The sequence below is a fragment of the Paenibacillus sp. CFBP13512 genome (assembly GCF_005233705.1).
GTDB lineage: Bacteria > Bacillota > Bacilli > Paenibacillales > Paenibacillaceae > Saccharibacillus > Saccharibacillus nuruki.
The window spans coordinates 149,597-167,131 of the sequence record NZ_QGAD01000001.1; the positions used below are offsets into that span (position 1 = coordinate 149,597).

A 17,535-nucleotide genomic window follows, 5' to 3' on the forward strand; every position below is an offset into this window, starting at 1 on the left:
TGACTTGTCTATTACTAATATTGTATAATAAATTGACTTTTTTATAGTTAGATAATGTATGTTGTCACCCATTGTAAGTTCTTTATTATTCACATAGAAAGGTGCTTGATGATGCTATTTATCCACAAAAAGCTTATTCGCAAACTAACTACACCGTACATAGAAGCCAATACGCAGATCTGTTATGCCCAGTCTCAAAGTTTTGCCTCCTATTCTAGTAAAACGATATTGCTCCTAAATCATGATAAGCTAATCATTTTATTTCTTAATTTTTTCTCATCAAAAGTCATACATACTCTAGAGATTCCAGTGACTGATCTACAGGAGCAGAATTATAATACAGGCAGTTTGCTGGATGCTTTATGGTCATTTCAAAGTAACGGTCAACGCTGGCGGTTTCGAATCATCAAAAAAATCTTGCCACTCGGCACCATGCAACAAGACTTTTTAGATTTTTTGCAACACCATATTATTCGTTAATCCAATATAAAAAAACACCTATACATAAGCTCTGTCCAAAAAAGCAGATCATCTATAGGTGTTTTTTGAGTTCATGATGTGCTAAATAGAATAACTACAGTTTACTAGGCTTGATAAGCGATATGTCCATTAACAATGGTCATCTTAACTTGAGTCTGTAACAAAGACTCTGAATCTGTTGCGATATCTCGATCCAGTACTGTAAAATCAGCAGCTTTGCCAACTTGAATACTACCTCGCTCTTGTTCTTCGCCTGCCGCTTGTGCACTACCGACTGTAAATAAATGTACAGCTTCCGCTATAGTCAGTCGCTCCTGCGGTAAATAGCCTTCTACAGGCTCTGCACTATGAGGTTTGCGACGAGTGACAGCCGCATGAATACCAAGCATGGGATCAAGTGGCTCGATCGGTGCATCACTTCCACCAGCACAGATTACGCCTGCGTCTATTAACTTTTTCCAAGCATACAAATAATCTGTACGCTCTGCACCCACACGTTCCATCACCCATGGGAAATCACTGGCTACAAATCGAGGCTGAATATCTGCAATCAGTGGCAATTGAGTCATACGCTTTAGCAATAATTGATCCAGTACTTGAGCATGAATAAATCGATCTGGTAAATGGGAAATGCCTTGTAGTGGATGAGCTTCCATCGCCGATAAAGTAAGGTCAGCTGCTCCATCCCCAATGGCATGTACCGCAATCGGATAACCAAGCGAACGTGCATACGATGTAATTTCATTCAATTGAGCAGTTGTATGAATTGCCATTCCTCGTGTATGAGGTGCATCGCTATACGGTTGTTGGAGTAGCGCCGTACGTCCACCAATCGCTCCGTCTGAGAACAATTTGGCTGCACCAATGCGCAACCATTCATCTCCGTCCCCTGCTCGTAAGCCCAATGCTTGCGCTTCTTGTAAATGAGTATAAAAAATCAATTGATGTGTTCGGAAATGTAGCCCTTCTGCATGCAATTCACGATAAATCTGCAACATGGTCTCTATACTTCCCAAAAACCGTAAATCTTCCGTATGTGACGCTGTTAATCCCAATCGAAGCGCATCCTGACAAGCGCGCCGAATCGCTTCTTTTTTGGTATTATAATCAGGTTCTGGTTGTACTGCGGTAAAAGCCGCTGAAGCTTCTTCATAAATCCAGCCATTTAATTCTCCTGCTTCATCACGACCATAGGAGCCTGCTTCAGGATCTGGTGAAGAAGAGGTCACTCCTGCTCTGGAAAAGGCTAGACTGTTGCCTAGAAAAGCATGAAAACACGTTCTCGTCAGGTAAATAGGATGCTCTGTTGTAATCTCATCTAGCTCTGTTCGTAAAGGTGGAATCGGTGGGTTAAAGTTATTTTCATTCCAGTTCAAGCCTACAATCCATTGCCCTGCTGGTGTCATAGCTACACGCTGACGAATCAGGCTGATCATTTCTTCTTTGGATGTCACTTCTGAGAAATCGAGCATCGATAACTTCATTCCGTGCATCGACAAGTGCATATGAGAATCCGTTAATCCGGGCAAGACATAAGCACCATCCCAATCCACTTGGTGATAGTCTTTGCCAGACAACTGTAGTGATAATTCTGAAGTGGTACCAACCGCTTGAATAATGCCATTGTCTATGTAGATTGCATCTGCATCGGGTTGAAGATGAGTGCTAAATGCAAATGTTCCATGTGTAAATAATGTGCCTGCCATTAATCATTCTCCTTTATTTCATAGATCTATTTATTTAATGTACTTGATAGAGTTTTCTTTAGCAATCATATACATATTGCTCACTAGATGTTGCCCTCTATATGAAGTCGACAAATCCAAATCTTTTTCTTTTACAAGACAGATCACATGTTTACGGTACTCAGGATGTTCACGTTCTTCTTCTAATGTATGCTCTGAAATGATGACTTTTAGCACCTGTCTGCCTGATACAAAAAATAGTGGGCATGAAGAGATCGTATCTGTTTTGACATACACGGAAATAATAAAAATAATCACTAATAAAGAAAGAGCTACATTCATGATCGATGAATAATCTAATGCAATACGAGGCAATAATAATGTGATCAAAAAGAAAGAATATTCGCTAGCCGATAATTTCTCAAAGTGGCGCACAGCGTATTGATTTCCGACCTTTTTAGACAATAACTTTTGTTCTATACCAGCCAGCAACCATACAATCACAATCCGGTACAATACAATAGACAACACCAATACAATGATGATAAACAGTGCTTCACCTGTCCATTGATGAGCAAACCATAACGCTACATTTTTCTTCTGAAGCCATGAAGGTAGAAGATTATTTTCATACAAAAATCCAGCGACAATTAAAAACAGAAGTGGAAAATAAGCGGTTATCCATAAAATAAGTTGCTCTTTTTTAGACCACATTATCAGTCTCCTTCTCCAATTTGTAAATTATGAATCATTCTCCAATGGATCTATATCCACAGCAATACTAAAGTTTTTAGTTAAAAAAGATTGTTTTATTTTATCAGCAAAAAAATGAATTAAAGTGGTTGGTTTTTGATCAGGTTCATATTTGATTTTGTAATGTTCCAGATCCAGAAATGAATATAACTCCCAGATCGCGGCATATTTTTTTCTATACTCTTCTGCTTTTTGAGCATTTCGAGGTAACCTTTTTCTAATTAATTTCAGCTCATCACATCGTTCTTCAAAATTATCCTCTAACGCTGCTATATTGTCTGCGCTCAATTGTGCCAGACTTCTAGAATACACATGTTGCTTGCAATGTTGCTCAAATATGTCTTTATTGGACTCTTCTGCGGCAAAAAAAGGAAGATTCACAATTTGATGCAGATTATAATCTCTAGCTTCGTTAATATGATCACGATAATCAAACATATTTTCAAAAGATAACAGATTGGAAATATAGATCTCATTATTGAAGATAAAAAAATCTATTTTCCCACCTAATTCTAACAAATCATCGCTGACAAAATGAAACACATTGGAGTCTTTTATCGCTAATCTTCTCTTTTTGGTTCCTACTTTGGGTTTACGATAAAAACAACAATATACTTTATGTTGTTCTATATCTAATCGTATGATTTGAAAATGGGTATCCCGTTCTTCGATACTTTGATCTGTTTCTGTTAATGCATGCAGTAGACCGTTTTTGCGAGCATTCAATGTACTATGTTGTTCTTGGATCACTAGCTTAGCCAGTTGCTCATTTTTTTGTACTTCCAAATGATAATCACTGACCGCAAACTTAGATTCATCACCTTCTGGTTGCTGAAAGCTTTTAAAAGAACGAATTAACTGATCTTTTAACCAGCTGGTGACTTCTTCTGCTAATGTAATCACTTTGCTCCGGTAATAATGGTCAGCTTCTTTCTCTTTGCGAACAACAAAAAGTTTGAGATCGATTTGAGATTGCTTCTCCTCGTTATCGCATGCTATTAAAAGCTGTACAGGATGTTCAGCATGATTAATATTCATCGGCTCGCCTTCCTTTTTTATCCAATTGTTTCGATACATACCATTATTCACATCAAAGGGAATAAAGTCAAAATGAATAAAAAAAGAACCTGCTCTCTAAAGAGAACAAGTTCTTGATGATAAAAAAGTGAAGCTATTGTTATTGAAAAAAGCTTACGCTTCTACAATTGCAACAGTTTCCATTTTGTCGCTGCCTTTAAGAGCATCAACATATTCCAAACCTTTAACTACTTTACCAAACACAGTGTGTTGTCCATCCAAGTGTGGTTGTGGTTGGTAGCAGATGTAGAACTGGCTTCCGCCTGTATTGCGTCCTGCATGAGCCATAGCCAAAGAACCGCGCTCGTGTTTGTTCGGGTTGATTTCGCAGTTGATTGTGTAGCCTGGTCCACCAGTACCTGTACCGTTAGGGCATCCACCTTGAGCTACGAAACCAGGGATTACACGGTGAAATGTTAATCCGTTGTAGAAACCATCATTTGCTAATTTTTCAAAGTTAGCAACCGTATTCGGTGCATCTTGATCAAACAGGTCGATAACGATCTCTCCACCGTTTGCAAGTTTGATGTTCGCTTGTTTAGACATAATATAATAAATCTCCTCTCAATTAAAAACAGAAATTAGGACGCATGCCTCTACTTCACCAGAGTACGATTAAGCGAGAAATAGATCTGTAGGACAGCATCCTCTTTAGTTTACTATGAAAAGCGATTCTGCGCAAAGGCATGTTCACTTCTTTTTCGCTACATTCCGTTCATGATACCGATATATAGAGTCACCATCTGTACAATCATGATAAACATTTTCATACATTAGATACTAATCATATAAATAAGATTCAGTCTCTACGTAGTGATCGTTGCACGAGTTAGACGAGCTGGAATCACATCATTACTTGTAATATCTTCAAATGTTTCCCGCTCTACAATCACATCACTTTTGCCGTCTTTAACTAATACGACTGCCGGGCGACGAATACGATTGTAATTGCTTGCCATAGAATAATTATAAGCCCCTGTACATGCTACTGCTAACAGATCGCCTGCTACAGGCGAAGCCAGTTCAATATCCCAGATGAGCATATCGCCACTTTCACAACATTTACCAGCGACCGATACCAATTCTGTTGCTTCATCATTGGCACGATTGGCAATCACAGCTTCATATTTCGCTTCATACAGAGCTAGACGTGGATTGTCTGTCATACCGCCATCAACCGATACATATTTGCGTACATTGGGAATATCTTTGTTAGACCCTACTGTGTATAACGTTGTTCCTGCATCCCCAACGATACTACGACCGGGCTCTACCCAGATTTGCGGTAATGCTCCTTCTAATTTGGAAAAGTGCTCTTTAACCGCTGTGGTGATTGCTTCTACATATTCAGATACTTGAAGCGGCGTATCTTCGGATGTATAGCGAATACCGAATCCACCACCCAGATTAATGACTGTAAATGAAATGCCTTCTTGTTGCTGTACTTCAAGTGCAAATGCAGCTACACGTTCAACCGCTACTTGAAAACCATCCACTTCAAAAATCTGTGATCCGATATGAGAATGAATCCCTAATAATTTGACATGTTCCAGTGAATGAGCTTCTTTCACCGCTTGATAAGCTGTTCCGTTCCCGACGTCGAATCCGAATTTGGAATCTTCTTGACCGGTTGAAATGTATTCATGGGTATGTGCTTCTACACCCGGAGTCACCCGTAACAGAATATTAGGCATCATTTTTTTAGAAGCAGCAATCGCATTTAACACTTGTAACTCCAAAAAGTTATCGACAACAAAGCAACCGATCCCTGCATCCAAAGCCATTTCTAATTCATCTGGCGTTTTGTTATTTCCGTGAAAATGAATGCGTTCAACAGGGAATCCTGCTTGCATTGCTGTATACAGTTCTCCTTCGGATACTACATCCATCGACAATCCTTCTTCTTCTACAATCCGGCACATTGCCATCGTGCAGAATGCTTTGCTAGCATACGCCACTTGAAAAGTTAATCCTGATGCTTGAAAAGCTTGCATATACTCCTGACAACGACTACGAATTAAATGCTCATCCATAATATATAAAGGCGTACCATATTGTTCTTTAAGTTGAACGGTATCACAACCACCGATCACAAGATGACCTTGATCATTAATTTGACTTGTTCCATGTAAATACATCTGTTGTCCTCCGTTCATTCACTTGAAGTGTATAGTCAGTATAACCATTGTGCATATTATAGCAGAATGGACTATTTTGCTGAACATTTGTGTTTTATGTGAGATTCCAATGAATGGATTCGCTTATTAATGTACTTACATATGGAAAAAATAAGCATTTACGTCACTTCAAATAAGATGCTACTATTCTTGAGAGAGACACTCTAATATACCGTTAAGTCAAGGATTTTAAACATTTAGGGTACTAACAATTGTATATCATTTTTCTAGAGGAGGATGGCATTGAAAAAGATTGGATGTCTTATGCTTGCATTTATACTATTTGTCCCTACTCTGCTGTTCCAAAGCCAAGCTGAAGCAGCAAGTAGCACGGTAGTTAACCCGTCTGTCACGTATACATATGCAGCCATGACCCGACATATTCAGTCATTGGCTCAGAAATATCCTGACTTGATTCAGTACAAATCTATTGGTAAAACCAAGTATGGTCGTGATATCTGGGCAGTTGGACTTGGGCATGGACAAGCAACTGTATTTATTAACGGTTCTCATCATGCTCGTGAATGGATGACAACGACAATCAATATGTACATGTTAGAACAATATGCGATAGCGTATACCGCCAATCGACCTTTTGAAGGATATAATACTCGCCAAATTTTAGATCGAACCACCATTTGGTTTGTACCGATGGTTAATCCTGATGGAGTAACTTTGCAACAACAAGGAACAAGTGCTTTTCCGGCTTCGGTTCGACAAGCTTTAGTCAAAATGAATGGGGGTAGTACCAACTTCAAACGCTGGAAAGCCAATGCACAAGGTATTGATCCGAATCGTCAATATGATGCATATTGGAGCACGATTGAAGATAATATTCCATATCCATTTTGGAAAAATCATAAAGGAACCACTGCTGTACAGACTGCTGAAAATCAAGCAACCACTTCATTCACCTACGATATTGATCCTGAAATTGCTGTATCGTATCATTCAGCCGGTCGTATTCTGTACTGGAACTTCCATACGCTTCCGCAGAATCTAAGTCGAGATAAACGTTTGGCTAATATATTTACTACGTTTACAGGTTATCGCCAAGTACGCCCAAATAATAATCCTTCGGGTGGCGGATATACCGATTGGTTTATCACTACATTTGGTAGACCTGCTTTTACACCGGAAATCGGCATCAAAACAGGTGAAACCAACTTGCCCCTATCTGCTTTTAACGAAGAATGGCGACGAAATAAAAAAATCGGACTTTGGGTTGCGCAAGAAGGCTATTCACTCTGGTTGAAAAAGAATCCAAATACACCTGCTTCACCGACCACACCAACGCCACCACCATCTAATCCGTCACGCCGATCTTTAAATGTCACTTTAGATGGAGTGAATGTCAAAAAAGAAATCCCTGCTTTTATTCAAAATAAAGTCACGTATATCTCATACAAACCTTTGCTGACTCCATACGGATTTGCTTTTTTCTGGGATCAAGCGAACCAGACCATTACAGCAACATCCAGTGCTTCCGGTACAGCTACATTTACATTGAATCAAAAAGCAGCGGAGATCAACGGCGTATCGTCAACTCTTCAAGGCACACCAATAAATCTAGACGGAACTGTATATGTCCCAACATCATTAATCAGTCAGCTTACAGGCATAGCCGTTAATATTAATGACAAAGGCGATACCTTAACACTAACCAGTCCAGACACTGCCGCTCCATCACCAGCAACAGAAATAACAACAGAAAATTCCAACCCTTCTCCAACACCTACACCAGAGTCCGTACCCAATCAACCCACAGTAGCCCCTGACCCTGATGTAGGAGAATCATAAGTTTATCAGTATTTTCTCCATCTAACTCAAACTCTCTCAAATACTACACCCTTTCCATATCATCTAATAACGAAAAAAGCTTCCAATCCTATAAATAGGATTCAGAAGCTTTTTCACATGACCATATCCTCTATTTACTCCCACTGCACTACCTGCCAACCCACCAAAAAGTTGGCGTTTATCTCATGACTGTGCTCCCACCTCGGAGCGAAAGGAAAATAATTGTTCTGAAAGTCGCCTTTGAAGTGGAATCCCGACTGCCTAGCAGTCCAATCAAGGGATTCCATTTCGCCAGCGACGGCAAGAATAATTCTTTTCCTATAGCGGTCTAACTCCCCCGCCCAGCCATCTTCAACCCAACCACATTCAATTACATTTGAGGAATAATCGCCAATACCAATTTCAAGAACTGATCTCGAACACGGTCTGCTGTCTCCATGACTTCATCATGAGATAACGGTTGATCCAGAATACCTGCTGCCATATTGGTAATACAAGAAATACCGAGAACTTCAATCCCTGCATGACGCGCTACAATCGTTTCTGACACGGTAGACATACCTACTGCGTCTGCGCCTAATGTACGGAGCATAACGATCTCAGCAGGCGTCTCATACGTTGGACCAAGCAATCCAGCATAGACACCTTCTTGAATTTTTAATCCTTGTTGTGCAGCTGTTTCTTTGAACACCGCACGTAGACGACGGCTATACGCTTCTGACATATCAGGGAAACGTACACCTAGAGCCGAATCGTTAGGTCCGATCAATGGATTGCGACCTGTCATATTCAAATGATCGCTCAATACCATCAAATCACCTGGCTCATACGAAGTATTTACTCCGCCAGCTGCGTTGGTTACCAGCAATGTAGAAATACCCAATTCTTTCATCACACGTACAGGGAATGCCGTTACTTCAGGGCCGTATCCTTCGTACATATGGAAGCGACCTTTCATCATAACAACAGGACGACCTTGAATCGTACCTAGCAATAATTCGCCTTCATGACCTTCTACAGTCGATACAGGAAAATGTGGAATCTGATGATAATCAATCGCTACGCTATCTTCGATCAAATCCGCCAACACACCTAATCCTGATCCCAAAATAAGTCCGATCTCTGGTTTGATATCACTTTGACTGCGAATATAAGCAGCTGCTTCTTGAATCGTTGCTTGTGTAATAGTTGTCATTAAAGTATCCTCCTTGAATATCTATGCTATATAAAATGAATATCTTAAATCCGTAGTCAGATCAATCTTACTTTAATTTATCTAAAAAGCTTTCTCCGTGCAATGGACCACCTGTTCTAAAATTATCTGCGATCGTTGCACCGATATCACTGTACGTCGTCCGGATGCCTAGATCAACAGATTGTTGTAGTGATGGACTGTAGACTAACAAAGGGACATACTCGCGTGTATGATCGGTTCCTTTGTGTACCGGATCATTCCCATGATCTGCGGTAATAATCAGCAAATCTTGTTCACCGATAGTAGATAATATATCAGGTAACGCTTGATCGAATTGTTCCAGTGCTTTGGCATATCCTAGTGGATCACGACGATGTCCATATAACGAATCAAAATCAATCAGATTGGTGAACAATAATCCGTTAAAATCTTGGCGTAACACGTCCATCGTCACTTGAATTCCATTTTCATTACCACGGGTAGGATGGGTAGCTGTAATCCCATGCCCTGAGAAAATATCATTGATTTTGCCAACAGAAATAACATCGTATCCAAAATTCTGCAATGTGTTCAATACCGTAGGTTCAGGTGGATTGACAGCAAAGTCACGACGGTTCGCTGTCCGTACAAATTGCCCAGGCGCTCCGCGATAAGGACGTGCAATAATACGTGCTACCGAATGTTCAGGCGACATCGTAAGTTGACGTGCTATCTTACATGCTTCATACAGTTTATTCAGTGGAATAATATCTTCATGAGCCGCAATCTGCATCACACTGTCAGCAGAGGTATAAATGATCCATGCTCCACTTTTCATCTGTTCTTCCCCGTATTGTTCAATCATATCTAACCCTGCACCTGATTTGTTACCGATTACACGTCTACCGGTAAGTTTCTCTAGCTCAGTGATGAGATCCTGAGGGAACCCGTGTGGATACGTATTAAAAGGAGAACTGATTTGCAAGCCCATCATTTCCCAGTGGCCGGTCATCGTATCTTTGCCAATAGAGGTCTGTGCCAGTTTACCATAAGAAGCTTGTGGGTGTTCTGCTGGCTCAAGGGGTGCCAAAGACGTAATATTCGCCAGCCCCAATTGTTGCAAATGAGGAATCTGGATCTCTGGAACTTGTTCCAAAATATGACCTAATGTATGTGCACCTTTATCACCAAACTTCGATGCATCAGGTAATTCGCCAATTCCTACGCTATCCATCACGATAACGCTAATTCGTTTAAAACGTGTGTCTGATTGTGTCATGATCAATGCCTCCTTATTCGATGATGAATCAGGTTACATTGGCACGCGGATGATGAGCTTCATACACATCTTTCATATTCTTCTTGGATACCTGTGTGTAAATCTGAGTTGTGGAAATATCAGCATGTCCTAACATTTCTTGTACCGAACGCAAATCGGCTCCACTCTCTAACAGATGGGTCGCAAAAGAATGACGCAATGTATGAGGTGTAATATCTGCCTCAATCCCAGCTTCACGAGCATACTTTTTGATCATTTTCCAAAAGCCTTGTCGTGTAAGTCTTGTGCCAAGCTGATTCACAAAGAGTGCCAGTTCTTCAGGATGATTACGAATGAGTTGCTGACGACCCTGTTCTATATATTCACCTACACGCTTCACGGTGACTCCTGTAATCGGAATAATCCGTTCTTTGCCTGCATTATTCGCACAGCGTAAAAACTTCAAATCCAGACGCACATCGTCCACATTGATCGAAATCAGTTCAGAAACGCGTATCCCTGTAGCATATAACAATTCCAGCATCGCACGATCACGTCGACCTTGCGGTGATTGGCGATCAGGTGCATCAATCAAATGTCCGACTTGTTCAATCGTCATCACATTCGGTAGACGCTTTTCTGCTTTGGGCGCTTCCATATGTATTGAAGGATCTTGCTGAATCATGCCCTGTCTCACCAGATACTGGCAGAATGAACGGATCGAAACAGTCATCCTTGTAATCGTGGATGATGCTTTGCCCATCTGTCTCATTTCTCCTAGGAAAAGGGCGATATGTGTTTTACGAATTTGATCGGGTAATTGCAAATCACGTTGTCTAGCAAATTCCAGAAATTGATTCAAATCTCGTCGATACGATTCTAATGTATTTCGAGATAATGCTTTTTCTTCCGTCAAATAGCGGATAAATGTCTCTAAATGTTCATTCATCAGAAATCAGGTCCCTTCATAGGAATGGTTACGGCAAAAAGACTCTCTCCCGAACAGCCAAATATCGGGCGAGAGTCTCTGGTATCCATTTTAGTTGTCAGGTTTTTCGTCTTTGTTGATATCGTTTTTGTCTTTACAACGATAACAAATTCCGTAAAAATCGAGTCTGTGGTCCAGAACCGTGAAATCGAATTCTTTATCCAATCGTTCTTCTAGTGGTCCTAGCCAATCTTCGCGGATCTCATCCATACTTCCGCATTGCACGCATATAAGATGATGATGATGGTGCTTGCTGGTGTCGGTACGCAAATCATAACGCGCTACACCGTCACCGAAGTTGATTTTTTCCACGACATGCAGTTCACTCAGAAGTTCAAGGGTACGGTAAACAGTGGCAAGACCGATTTCGGGAGCTTTCTGCTTCACTAACATGAAGACATCCTCTGCACTTAGATGATCTTCTTCATTCTCAAGAAGCACTCGAACGGTGGCTTCCCGCTGGGGCGTTAATTTATAACCTTTGGATTGTAATTGCTGTTTAATCTTATCGATCCGTGCTTCCATTCTATACCTCCCCCTGTGGAAATCACTGCATCGTGTAAATGCTCACTTCTATTATTATAGGGGGAATTCTTTGACAAAGTCAAACTTTTTAGAACACGTGTGTTTGCTTCCAATTCAAAGCAAATCCCTGATTTTGTAACGTCTATATTCTGTTCTCTGACTTCGCCATAACTTTGCCATATGTTCCGCCGCCACCTGAGCTTAACTGTAGTTCCCCGCTTCTTGCTTGTACAATCAACAAAGCAATTTCAGCACCTACGATATCTGTTAATTGCTCTATAGAAGTCTGATGTAAGATATTCATCTCTGTACCGTATTCTGCAAGCAAACGGTTCATCTTAGCAGGCCCTAGCCCTGGAATAAACGACAATGGCACCTGATAATGATACGGTGGACAATGAGCATTCACAACAGGTTGCTCACGATCGGCAATCTGTAGAATCCGATCCATCACACCTACAGTAAGCTTGGTACTACCGCAATAAGGACAACGCTCAATCGCAGGAGAAGCATCATCTATAATACTGTTGCAGTTGGTACAATACGTACGATGGTATTTACCAAGTCTAGGATCAAGTCCGTAATTAGCCATAATATGGCGCCCGTTTTCTCCTCGAAGTACAGCTACCCATTCATCAAAGCTTGCTTCACGCATCGCAAAAAGGTTGTATTCACGTCCAATTTTGCCAAGCGAGTGAGCATCTGAATTGGTAAGTAACGGATACGGATCAAGTTCACTAATATAACTGGACATTGTCGTATCTGCACTTAGTCCCAGTTCTCCACCATCGATGCTATTCAAGTCCAATACTTCACTCATCTGCGCTACGGTACTTCCATAGATGCCTTTATGCGGAGTAAACATATGAGCAGGCATAAAAATACCATTTCGTTGTTTGACTTGCTCTTGCAGTTCCTGAAAAGACACATGTAGACGTTGAGAGCTTAATTGAACATTTTTCATATGCTTGCTCATCCATTGACTAAAGTCCGTGATTGTTGCTAGATCGCGAAAATAAACCAGCACATGAGCTTCATGATAACCAGGCTCACGTATCTCGATTTCTGAACCGAGTAGAATGGTAGTATCTTGATAACGAATGCCACCACCAGCGATTTCAACCATTTCACCGCTGGCAATATAGTTACGAATATCTTGTTGTACTCCAGGTGAATGACAATCGATAATTCCTGTTAATCCGATTCCTTTGCGTTCTGAAGATTCTTTGGCGATATTAGCAAAAGTCAGATTACGGCTACCACTGATCTTCACCGGTTGTCCATCTTCACTTCTACCGATATGAATATGAAGATCAGCATAGATCGATTGCAATTCACTCACAGACTAGGTTTTCCTGTAACTTTGATCAGATGCCAAGCTTGTACCGCCATAATCGTCTTCGCATCGCTAATACGTCCTTCACGAATCTGTTCATATGCTTCTTCAAGTGTAATCTCGGTCACTTCTAGAAATTCATCGTCATCTGGATTTAGCTCACCTGCTTGTAGATTTTCAGCAAGATAGAGATGGATAATCTCATCTGCAAAGCCCGGCGATGTATAAAAAGAGTTCAACAAAGTCACTTGCTCACAGCGATATCCTGTTTCTTCTTCCAGTTCACGCTTGATAGCTTCCTCCGGCTGTTCCCCTTTTTCCAATTTGCCCGCAGGAACTTCCACTTCGGTACGACCGAGTGCTTGACGATACTGCTCTACTACAAGCATACGATCGTTATGAATAGCCAGTACTGCTACCGCTCCTGGATGGCGAACGATCTCGCGCTTACTCGTATTTCCATTTGGAAGTTCTACAGTATCCACTTGTAAAGATATGACTTTCCCTTCAAAAATCGATTCGGTGGATAGTGTAATCTCGTCTAAAGCTTTATTCGCTGTCATCTCAATTCCTCCACGTATCATTTATCGTTGAATGCTATGTCGTCTTATTTCCACTTCGTTAACTGGGATGTTTCACGTACAATTTCAGTTACTAGATGTGCCGCACGTACTAATTCGTCTTTATGAATACGCTCATCTGTTGTATGAATAAATTCATAACCGACCGCTAGATTGGCTGTTGGAATTCCAAAGCTATTGAAGATATTAGCGTCACTGCCTCCACCGGTATGGAAAATATCATTCGGTACACCTAATTTACTTGCGGCACGTTGCGCCAATTGAACAACAGCATCATCTTCTGTAAATTTGAAGCCCGGATATACAATCACACTTTGAAATTTACCTGTAGCGCCAAAATCTGCACATGTATTTTCAAGCGATGCTTTCATCGCTGCTAACTGTACTACTACTTTTTCGTGCACCAGACTGCGTGCTTCTGCTTCCAAGCGTGCATAATCGCAAATGACATTGGTCGCTTCGCCACCTTCGAATTTACCAATATTCGCAGTCGTCTCGTGATCGATTCGTCCTAATTTCATTCGTGAAATCGCTTTGCCTGCCACTTGGATCGCACTAATGCCATCTTCAGGATTGACACCTGCATGAGCTGATTTGCCGAAAATCTCCATCACGATACGTGCTTGCGTAGGCGCAGCAACCGCAATCGTTCCTACTGTTCCGTTAGAATCCAGCGCATAACCGAAATCTGCATCCACGAGAGATGAATCCATAGAACGTGCGCCCATCAGACCGGATTCTTCACCTGCGGTAATAATCAACTGAATCTGACCATGCTCTATATTTTGTTCTTTTAACACTCGAATCATTTCAAAAAGAGCAGCGATGCCTGCTTTGTCATCTGCTCCTAAAATGGTATCCGTTGAGCTGGTAATATAACCTTCTGCATCCATCACAGGCACGATTCCAATACCCGGTTTTACCGTATCCATATGAGAAGTAAAAAATAATTTAGGAATAGATTTATCCGTATTAGCCGGTAGTGTCGCAATCAAGTTACCTGCGGCATGACCTGTTTTGGCAGCTGATTCGTCTTCAATAACGGTAAATCCAAGTGCAATTAGCTTTTCTGTCAAACGATCTGCGATTGCACGCTCTTGTTTGGTTTCACTGTCTATTTGTACAAGTTCTTTAAATTCTTCAATTAAACGGGATTCAGATATCACAATATTCGCTCCTTTGAGTTTACGTAAATATACACATATTGCAGTGACTCCTTTTGCAAAATAGCCTTATAATCGGTATGATGAAGAGAATGGGTTCTGTTGACCGATCCCTATTTTATAGACATAAAGGAGTACACTTATGGAAAAGAAAAAATGGTTCAAAGTCTTTATTTATATCATGTTGATTGCAATGGTCGGTTCTACTTTACTGATGGTCATTCAACCGTTTTTATAAGGATAATGGTTCTTCCGGCTGTGCATACTCAAAATGGCGCATAAAATGTGGCAATATCTCCTGTGCCACTTGCTCAACGGTAAAAGTACGGCCGGTAATATCTTCAAGCGAAGTCACTCCATATTGTTCAATGCCACAAGGAACAATACCGCTAAACCCTTCATTTTGAATCCCCGAAGAAATATTAAACGCAAATCCATGACTGGTAACAAACCCTTTACGATGACGACATTTATTAAATTTAATGCCTATCGCCGCGATTTTGAGATCACCAATCCATACGCCTGTATATTCTTCTTTGCGTCCGGCTTCAATGCCTTGTTCTGCTAAATAATCAATAATCACCTGTTCCAATGTTCTCAGATATCGGTGTGGATCTATGCCTTTGGCGGCATCCAGTAACAGAATCGGATAACCGACTAACTGTCCGGGGCCATGGTATGTAATATCACCGCCTCGATCAATCTGAAACAGTGTAATGCCTCGCTTTGCCAGCTCTTCTTCGTTCCATAACAAATGCTCTGGATGACGCTGAGAGCCAATAGTATACGTCGGTGGATGCTGAAGAAGCAGAAGGTGTTCCTCTTGCTCACCGGTATCAACCCCGCGAACAATCTCCTTCTGCTTCTCCCACGCTTGCGCGTAATCCATCGAGGGCGTATAGGAGACTTGAATGAATTTACTCATATGCAGACACGTCCCTTCCCTGATGACTATTCTATTGTTGTGTACCTTTTATCTTAATTTACCGTATTCAAGTTCTTAATACAACTTTGTATCGGTATTATAACTTTCCAAATTATCTTTAACACGTTGTAAGAAACGTCCGCAGATGACACCATCGAGAATACGATGATCTAAAGACAGACATAGATTAGCCATCGAGCGAACAGCAATCATATCGTTAATCACAACTGGTTTTTTGACAATCGATTCAAAGGTCAAAATCGCTGCTTGTGGATAGTTAATAATCGGATACGACAGAATCGAACCAAATGAACCTGTATTATTAACCGTAAATGTACCGCCTTGCATATCGTCCAATTTGAGCTTGCCATCACGAGTACGGCGTGCCAAATCTTCTACTTCATGCGCAAGACCTGCGATATTTTTTTGATCCGCTTTGTGAATAACCGGGGTCATGACTGAATCTTCTGTACCTACAGCAAGCGCAATATTGATATCGCGTTTGACGATAATTTTATCCACTGCCCAGACAGAGTTCATAATCGGATAATCTTTAATCGCGTTCACAACGGCTTTGAGCAAGAACGATAGATACGTTAAGTTAATACCTTCTTTACGCTTGAACTCATCTTTTACTTTGTTGCGCAGCATCACGAGGTTCGTTACATCGACTTCGATCATTGTCCATGCATGAGGAATCTCGGATACACTTTGACGCATATTACGTGCAATCGCATTACGAAGTGGCGTGACATTGATCAAATGTTCACTTTGACCTAATTGATTCGCCTGATCTTCTTCCATCACGATCTTAGCAATAGCTGGTGTCTCTGATAAATGAATACCTGAATGACGCACTTGATATTCTGTGGAAGCCGCAGGCATACTTGCCGCTGTCGGTGCAGTCGTATTACTTGGTGTTGAAGGCGCTTGTTGGGCTGCATTGCTATTATTGGATGCTGATGCTACAGGAGCATGAGCAGTTCCATTTTCTAATGCTTTGAGTACATCACGACGAGTCACACGTCCACCTGCGCCTGTACCTTGAATACCAGATAGATTCACTCCATGTTCAGCAGCAAGAGACTGTACAGCAGGGGAATAGCGTCCACTCATCGATCCATTTCCAGATTCAGCAGAACGTGGAGCAGAACCAGCAGGACGTGTTGATGCTACAGGTGACACAGATGGTGTCGTAGCAGGTGTAGCTACTGTCTCAGCAGGTAGATCATCATGCACTGTAATTTCTGGTGAAGCGGGTGCAATATGGTCGGTATCCGCTGATGGAGCTTGTTCGGTAATGATCTGACAGATCACTTCACCCACTGCTACTTCTTGACCTTCTAATGCTATAATATCGCCCATAATTCCTTCTAATACAGAAGGAATCTCAGCATTTACTTTATCGGTAATGACTTCACAGATCGGTTCATATTGATCTACAGATTCACCAGGCTGTTTGAGCCATTTGGCAATCGTTGCAGATACGAGAGATTCCGCAAGTTGTGGCATAACCACATCTGTCGGATTTCCTTTTGCAGACATATGATTTCACTCCTAAAGGATTAGATATTTTGCTAGGCAAACATCTTTTCACATTTTGTATAGATACG

17 protein-coding genes are annotated in these 17,535 nt (G+C 41.2%); 3 read left to right on the forward strand and 14 right to left on the reverse strand.

Annotated features, from left to right (window positions below; genetic code table 11):
* Nucleotides 1-309: 309 nt before the first annotated feature.
* Nucleotides 310-480: a hypothetical protein gene (locus PaeCFBP13512_RS23440; protein WP_241669241.1), complete on the forward strand. Its 171-nt coding sequence runs from the start codon at nucleotides 310-312 to the stop codon at nucleotides 478-480.
* Nucleotides 481-584: 104 nt separating this feature from the next.
* Here PaeCFBP13512_RS23440 and PaeCFBP13512_RS00700 read toward each other — a convergent pair whose 3' ends face one another.
* The 5 genes from PaeCFBP13512_RS00700 to lysA all read right to left on the reverse strand — a co-directional run bounded on the left by PaeCFBP13512_RS00700 (nucleotide 585) and on the right by lysA (nucleotide 6,133).
* A complete protein-coding gene (locus PaeCFBP13512_RS00700) occupies nucleotides 585-2,186 on the reverse strand; it encodes an amidohydrolase (protein WP_137220651.1) in 1,602 nt (533 codons plus the stop codon).
* A gap of 30 nt (nucleotides 2,187-2,216) precedes the next feature.
* Nucleotides 2,217-2,879: a hypothetical protein gene (locus PaeCFBP13512_RS00705; RefSeq protein ID WP_137220652.1), complete on the reverse strand. Its 663-nt coding sequence runs from the start codon at nucleotides 2,877-2,879 to the stop codon at nucleotides 2,217-2,219.
* A 27-nt stretch (nucleotides 2,880-2,906) separates the two neighbouring features.
* On the reverse strand, nucleotides 2,907-3,956 hold the full coding sequence (locus PaeCFBP13512_RS00710; RefSeq protein ID WP_161594176.1) for a Kiwa anti-phage protein KwaB-like domain-containing protein: 1,050 nt from the start codon (nucleotides 3,954-3,956) through the stop codon (nucleotides 2,907-2,909).
* Between the two features lie 153 nt (nucleotides 3,957-4,109).
* Nucleotides 4,110-4,541 carry a peptidylprolyl isomerase gene (locus tag PaeCFBP13512_RS00715; RefSeq protein WP_069327881.1) on the reverse strand — a complete coding sequence of 144 codons (432 nt, stop codon included), beginning with the start codon at nucleotides 4,539-4,541 and terminating at the stop codon, nucleotides 4,110-4,112.
* 260 nt (nucleotides 4,542-4,801) lie between these two features.
* Entirely contained in the window at nucleotides 4,802-6,133 is a 1,332-nt protein-coding gene (gene lysA / locus PaeCFBP13512_RS00720) for a diaminopimelate decarboxylase (RefSeq protein ID WP_137220654.1), read from the reverse strand.
* Nucleotides 6,134-6,415: 282 nt separating this feature from the next.
* Between lysA and PaeCFBP13512_RS00725 the strand changes: the two genes are divergently transcribed.
* The gene (locus PaeCFBP13512_RS00725) at nucleotides 6,416-7,972 is read left to right on the forward strand and encodes a M14 family zinc carboxypeptidase (RefSeq protein WP_137220655.1); all 1,557 of its coding nucleotides are present in this window, start codon (nucleotides 6,416-6,418) and stop codon (nucleotides 7,970-7,972) included.
* Between the two features lie 370 nt (nucleotides 7,973-8,342).
* Here the strand turns inward: PaeCFBP13512_RS00725 and PaeCFBP13512_RS00730 are convergent, their stop codons facing one another.
* The 7 genes from PaeCFBP13512_RS00730 to PaeCFBP13512_RS00760 form a co-directional block, all read right to left on the reverse strand.
* Nucleotides 8,343-9,167, reverse strand: coding sequence for a purine-nucleoside phosphorylase (locus tag PaeCFBP13512_RS00730; RefSeq protein WP_137220656.1), 825 nt, complete (start codon nucleotides 9,165-9,167; stop codon nucleotides 8,343-8,345).
* A gap of 67 nt (nucleotides 9,168-9,234) precedes the next feature.
* A complete protein-coding gene (locus tag PaeCFBP13512_RS00735; RefSeq protein ID WP_137220657.1) occupies nucleotides 9,235-10,425 on the reverse strand; it encodes a phosphopentomutase in 1,191 nt (396 codons plus the stop codon).
* A gap of 28 nt (nucleotides 10,426-10,453) precedes the next feature.
* Nucleotides 10,454-11,353 carry a site-specific tyrosine recombinase XerD gene (xerD, locus tag PaeCFBP13512_RS00740; RefSeq protein WP_069327877.1) on the reverse strand — a complete coding sequence of 300 codons (900 nt, stop codon included), beginning with the start codon at nucleotides 11,351-11,353 and terminating at the stop codon, nucleotides 10,454-10,456.
* A 90-nt stretch (nucleotides 11,354-11,443) separates the two neighbouring features.
* Nucleotides 11,444-11,917 carry a ferric iron uptake transcriptional regulator gene (gene fur, locus PaeCFBP13512_RS00745; RefSeq protein WP_069327876.1) on the reverse strand — a complete coding sequence of 158 codons (474 nt, stop codon included), beginning with the start codon at nucleotides 11,915-11,917 and terminating at the stop codon, nucleotides 11,444-11,446.
* Between the two features lie 142 nt (nucleotides 11,918-12,059).
* Entirely contained in the window at nucleotides 12,060-13,259 is a 1,200-nt protein-coding gene (locus PaeCFBP13512_RS00750) for an endonuclease Q family protein (protein WP_137220658.1), read from the reverse strand.
* Nucleotides 13,256-13,816, reverse strand: coding sequence for an NUDIX hydrolase (locus PaeCFBP13512_RS00755; RefSeq protein WP_137220659.1), 561 nt, complete (start codon nucleotides 13,814-13,816; stop codon nucleotides 13,256-13,258). The genes PaeCFBP13512_RS00750 and PaeCFBP13512_RS00755 overlap by 4 nt, the downstream gene beginning before the upstream one ends.
* 44 nt (nucleotides 13,817-13,860) lie before the next feature.
* Nucleotides 13,861-15,000, reverse strand: coding sequence for a M20/M25/M40 family metallo-hydrolase (locus PaeCFBP13512_RS00760; RefSeq protein WP_069327873.1), 1,140 nt, complete (start codon nucleotides 14,998-15,000; stop codon nucleotides 13,861-13,863).
* Between the two features lie 139 nt (nucleotides 15,001-15,139).
* Between PaeCFBP13512_RS00760 and prli42 the strand changes: the two genes are divergently transcribed.
* A complete protein-coding gene (prli42, locus tag PaeCFBP13512_RS00765) occupies nucleotides 15,140-15,235 on the forward strand; it encodes a stressosome-associated protein Prli42 (protein ID WP_137220660.1) in 96 nt (31 codons plus the stop codon).
* On the opposite strand, the gene lipB is transcribed toward prli42, so the two are convergent.
* Both lipB and PaeCFBP13512_RS00775 read right to left on the reverse strand, forming a co-directional pair.
* The gene (gene lipB, locus PaeCFBP13512_RS00770) at nucleotides 15,230-15,922 is read right to left on the reverse strand and encodes a lipoyl(octanoyl) transferase LipB (RefSeq protein WP_137220661.1); all 693 of its coding nucleotides are present in this window, start codon (nucleotides 15,920-15,922) and stop codon (nucleotides 15,230-15,232) included. The genes prli42 and lipB overlap by 6 nt on opposite strands.
* A gap of 75 nt (nucleotides 15,923-15,997) precedes the next feature.
* Nucleotides 15,998-17,467: a dihydrolipoamide acetyltransferase family protein gene (locus PaeCFBP13512_RS00775; protein WP_137220662.1), complete on the reverse strand. Its 1,470-nt coding sequence runs from the start codon at nucleotides 17,465-17,467 to the stop codon at nucleotides 15,998-16,000.
* Nucleotides 17,468-17,535: the final 68 nt, after the last annotated feature.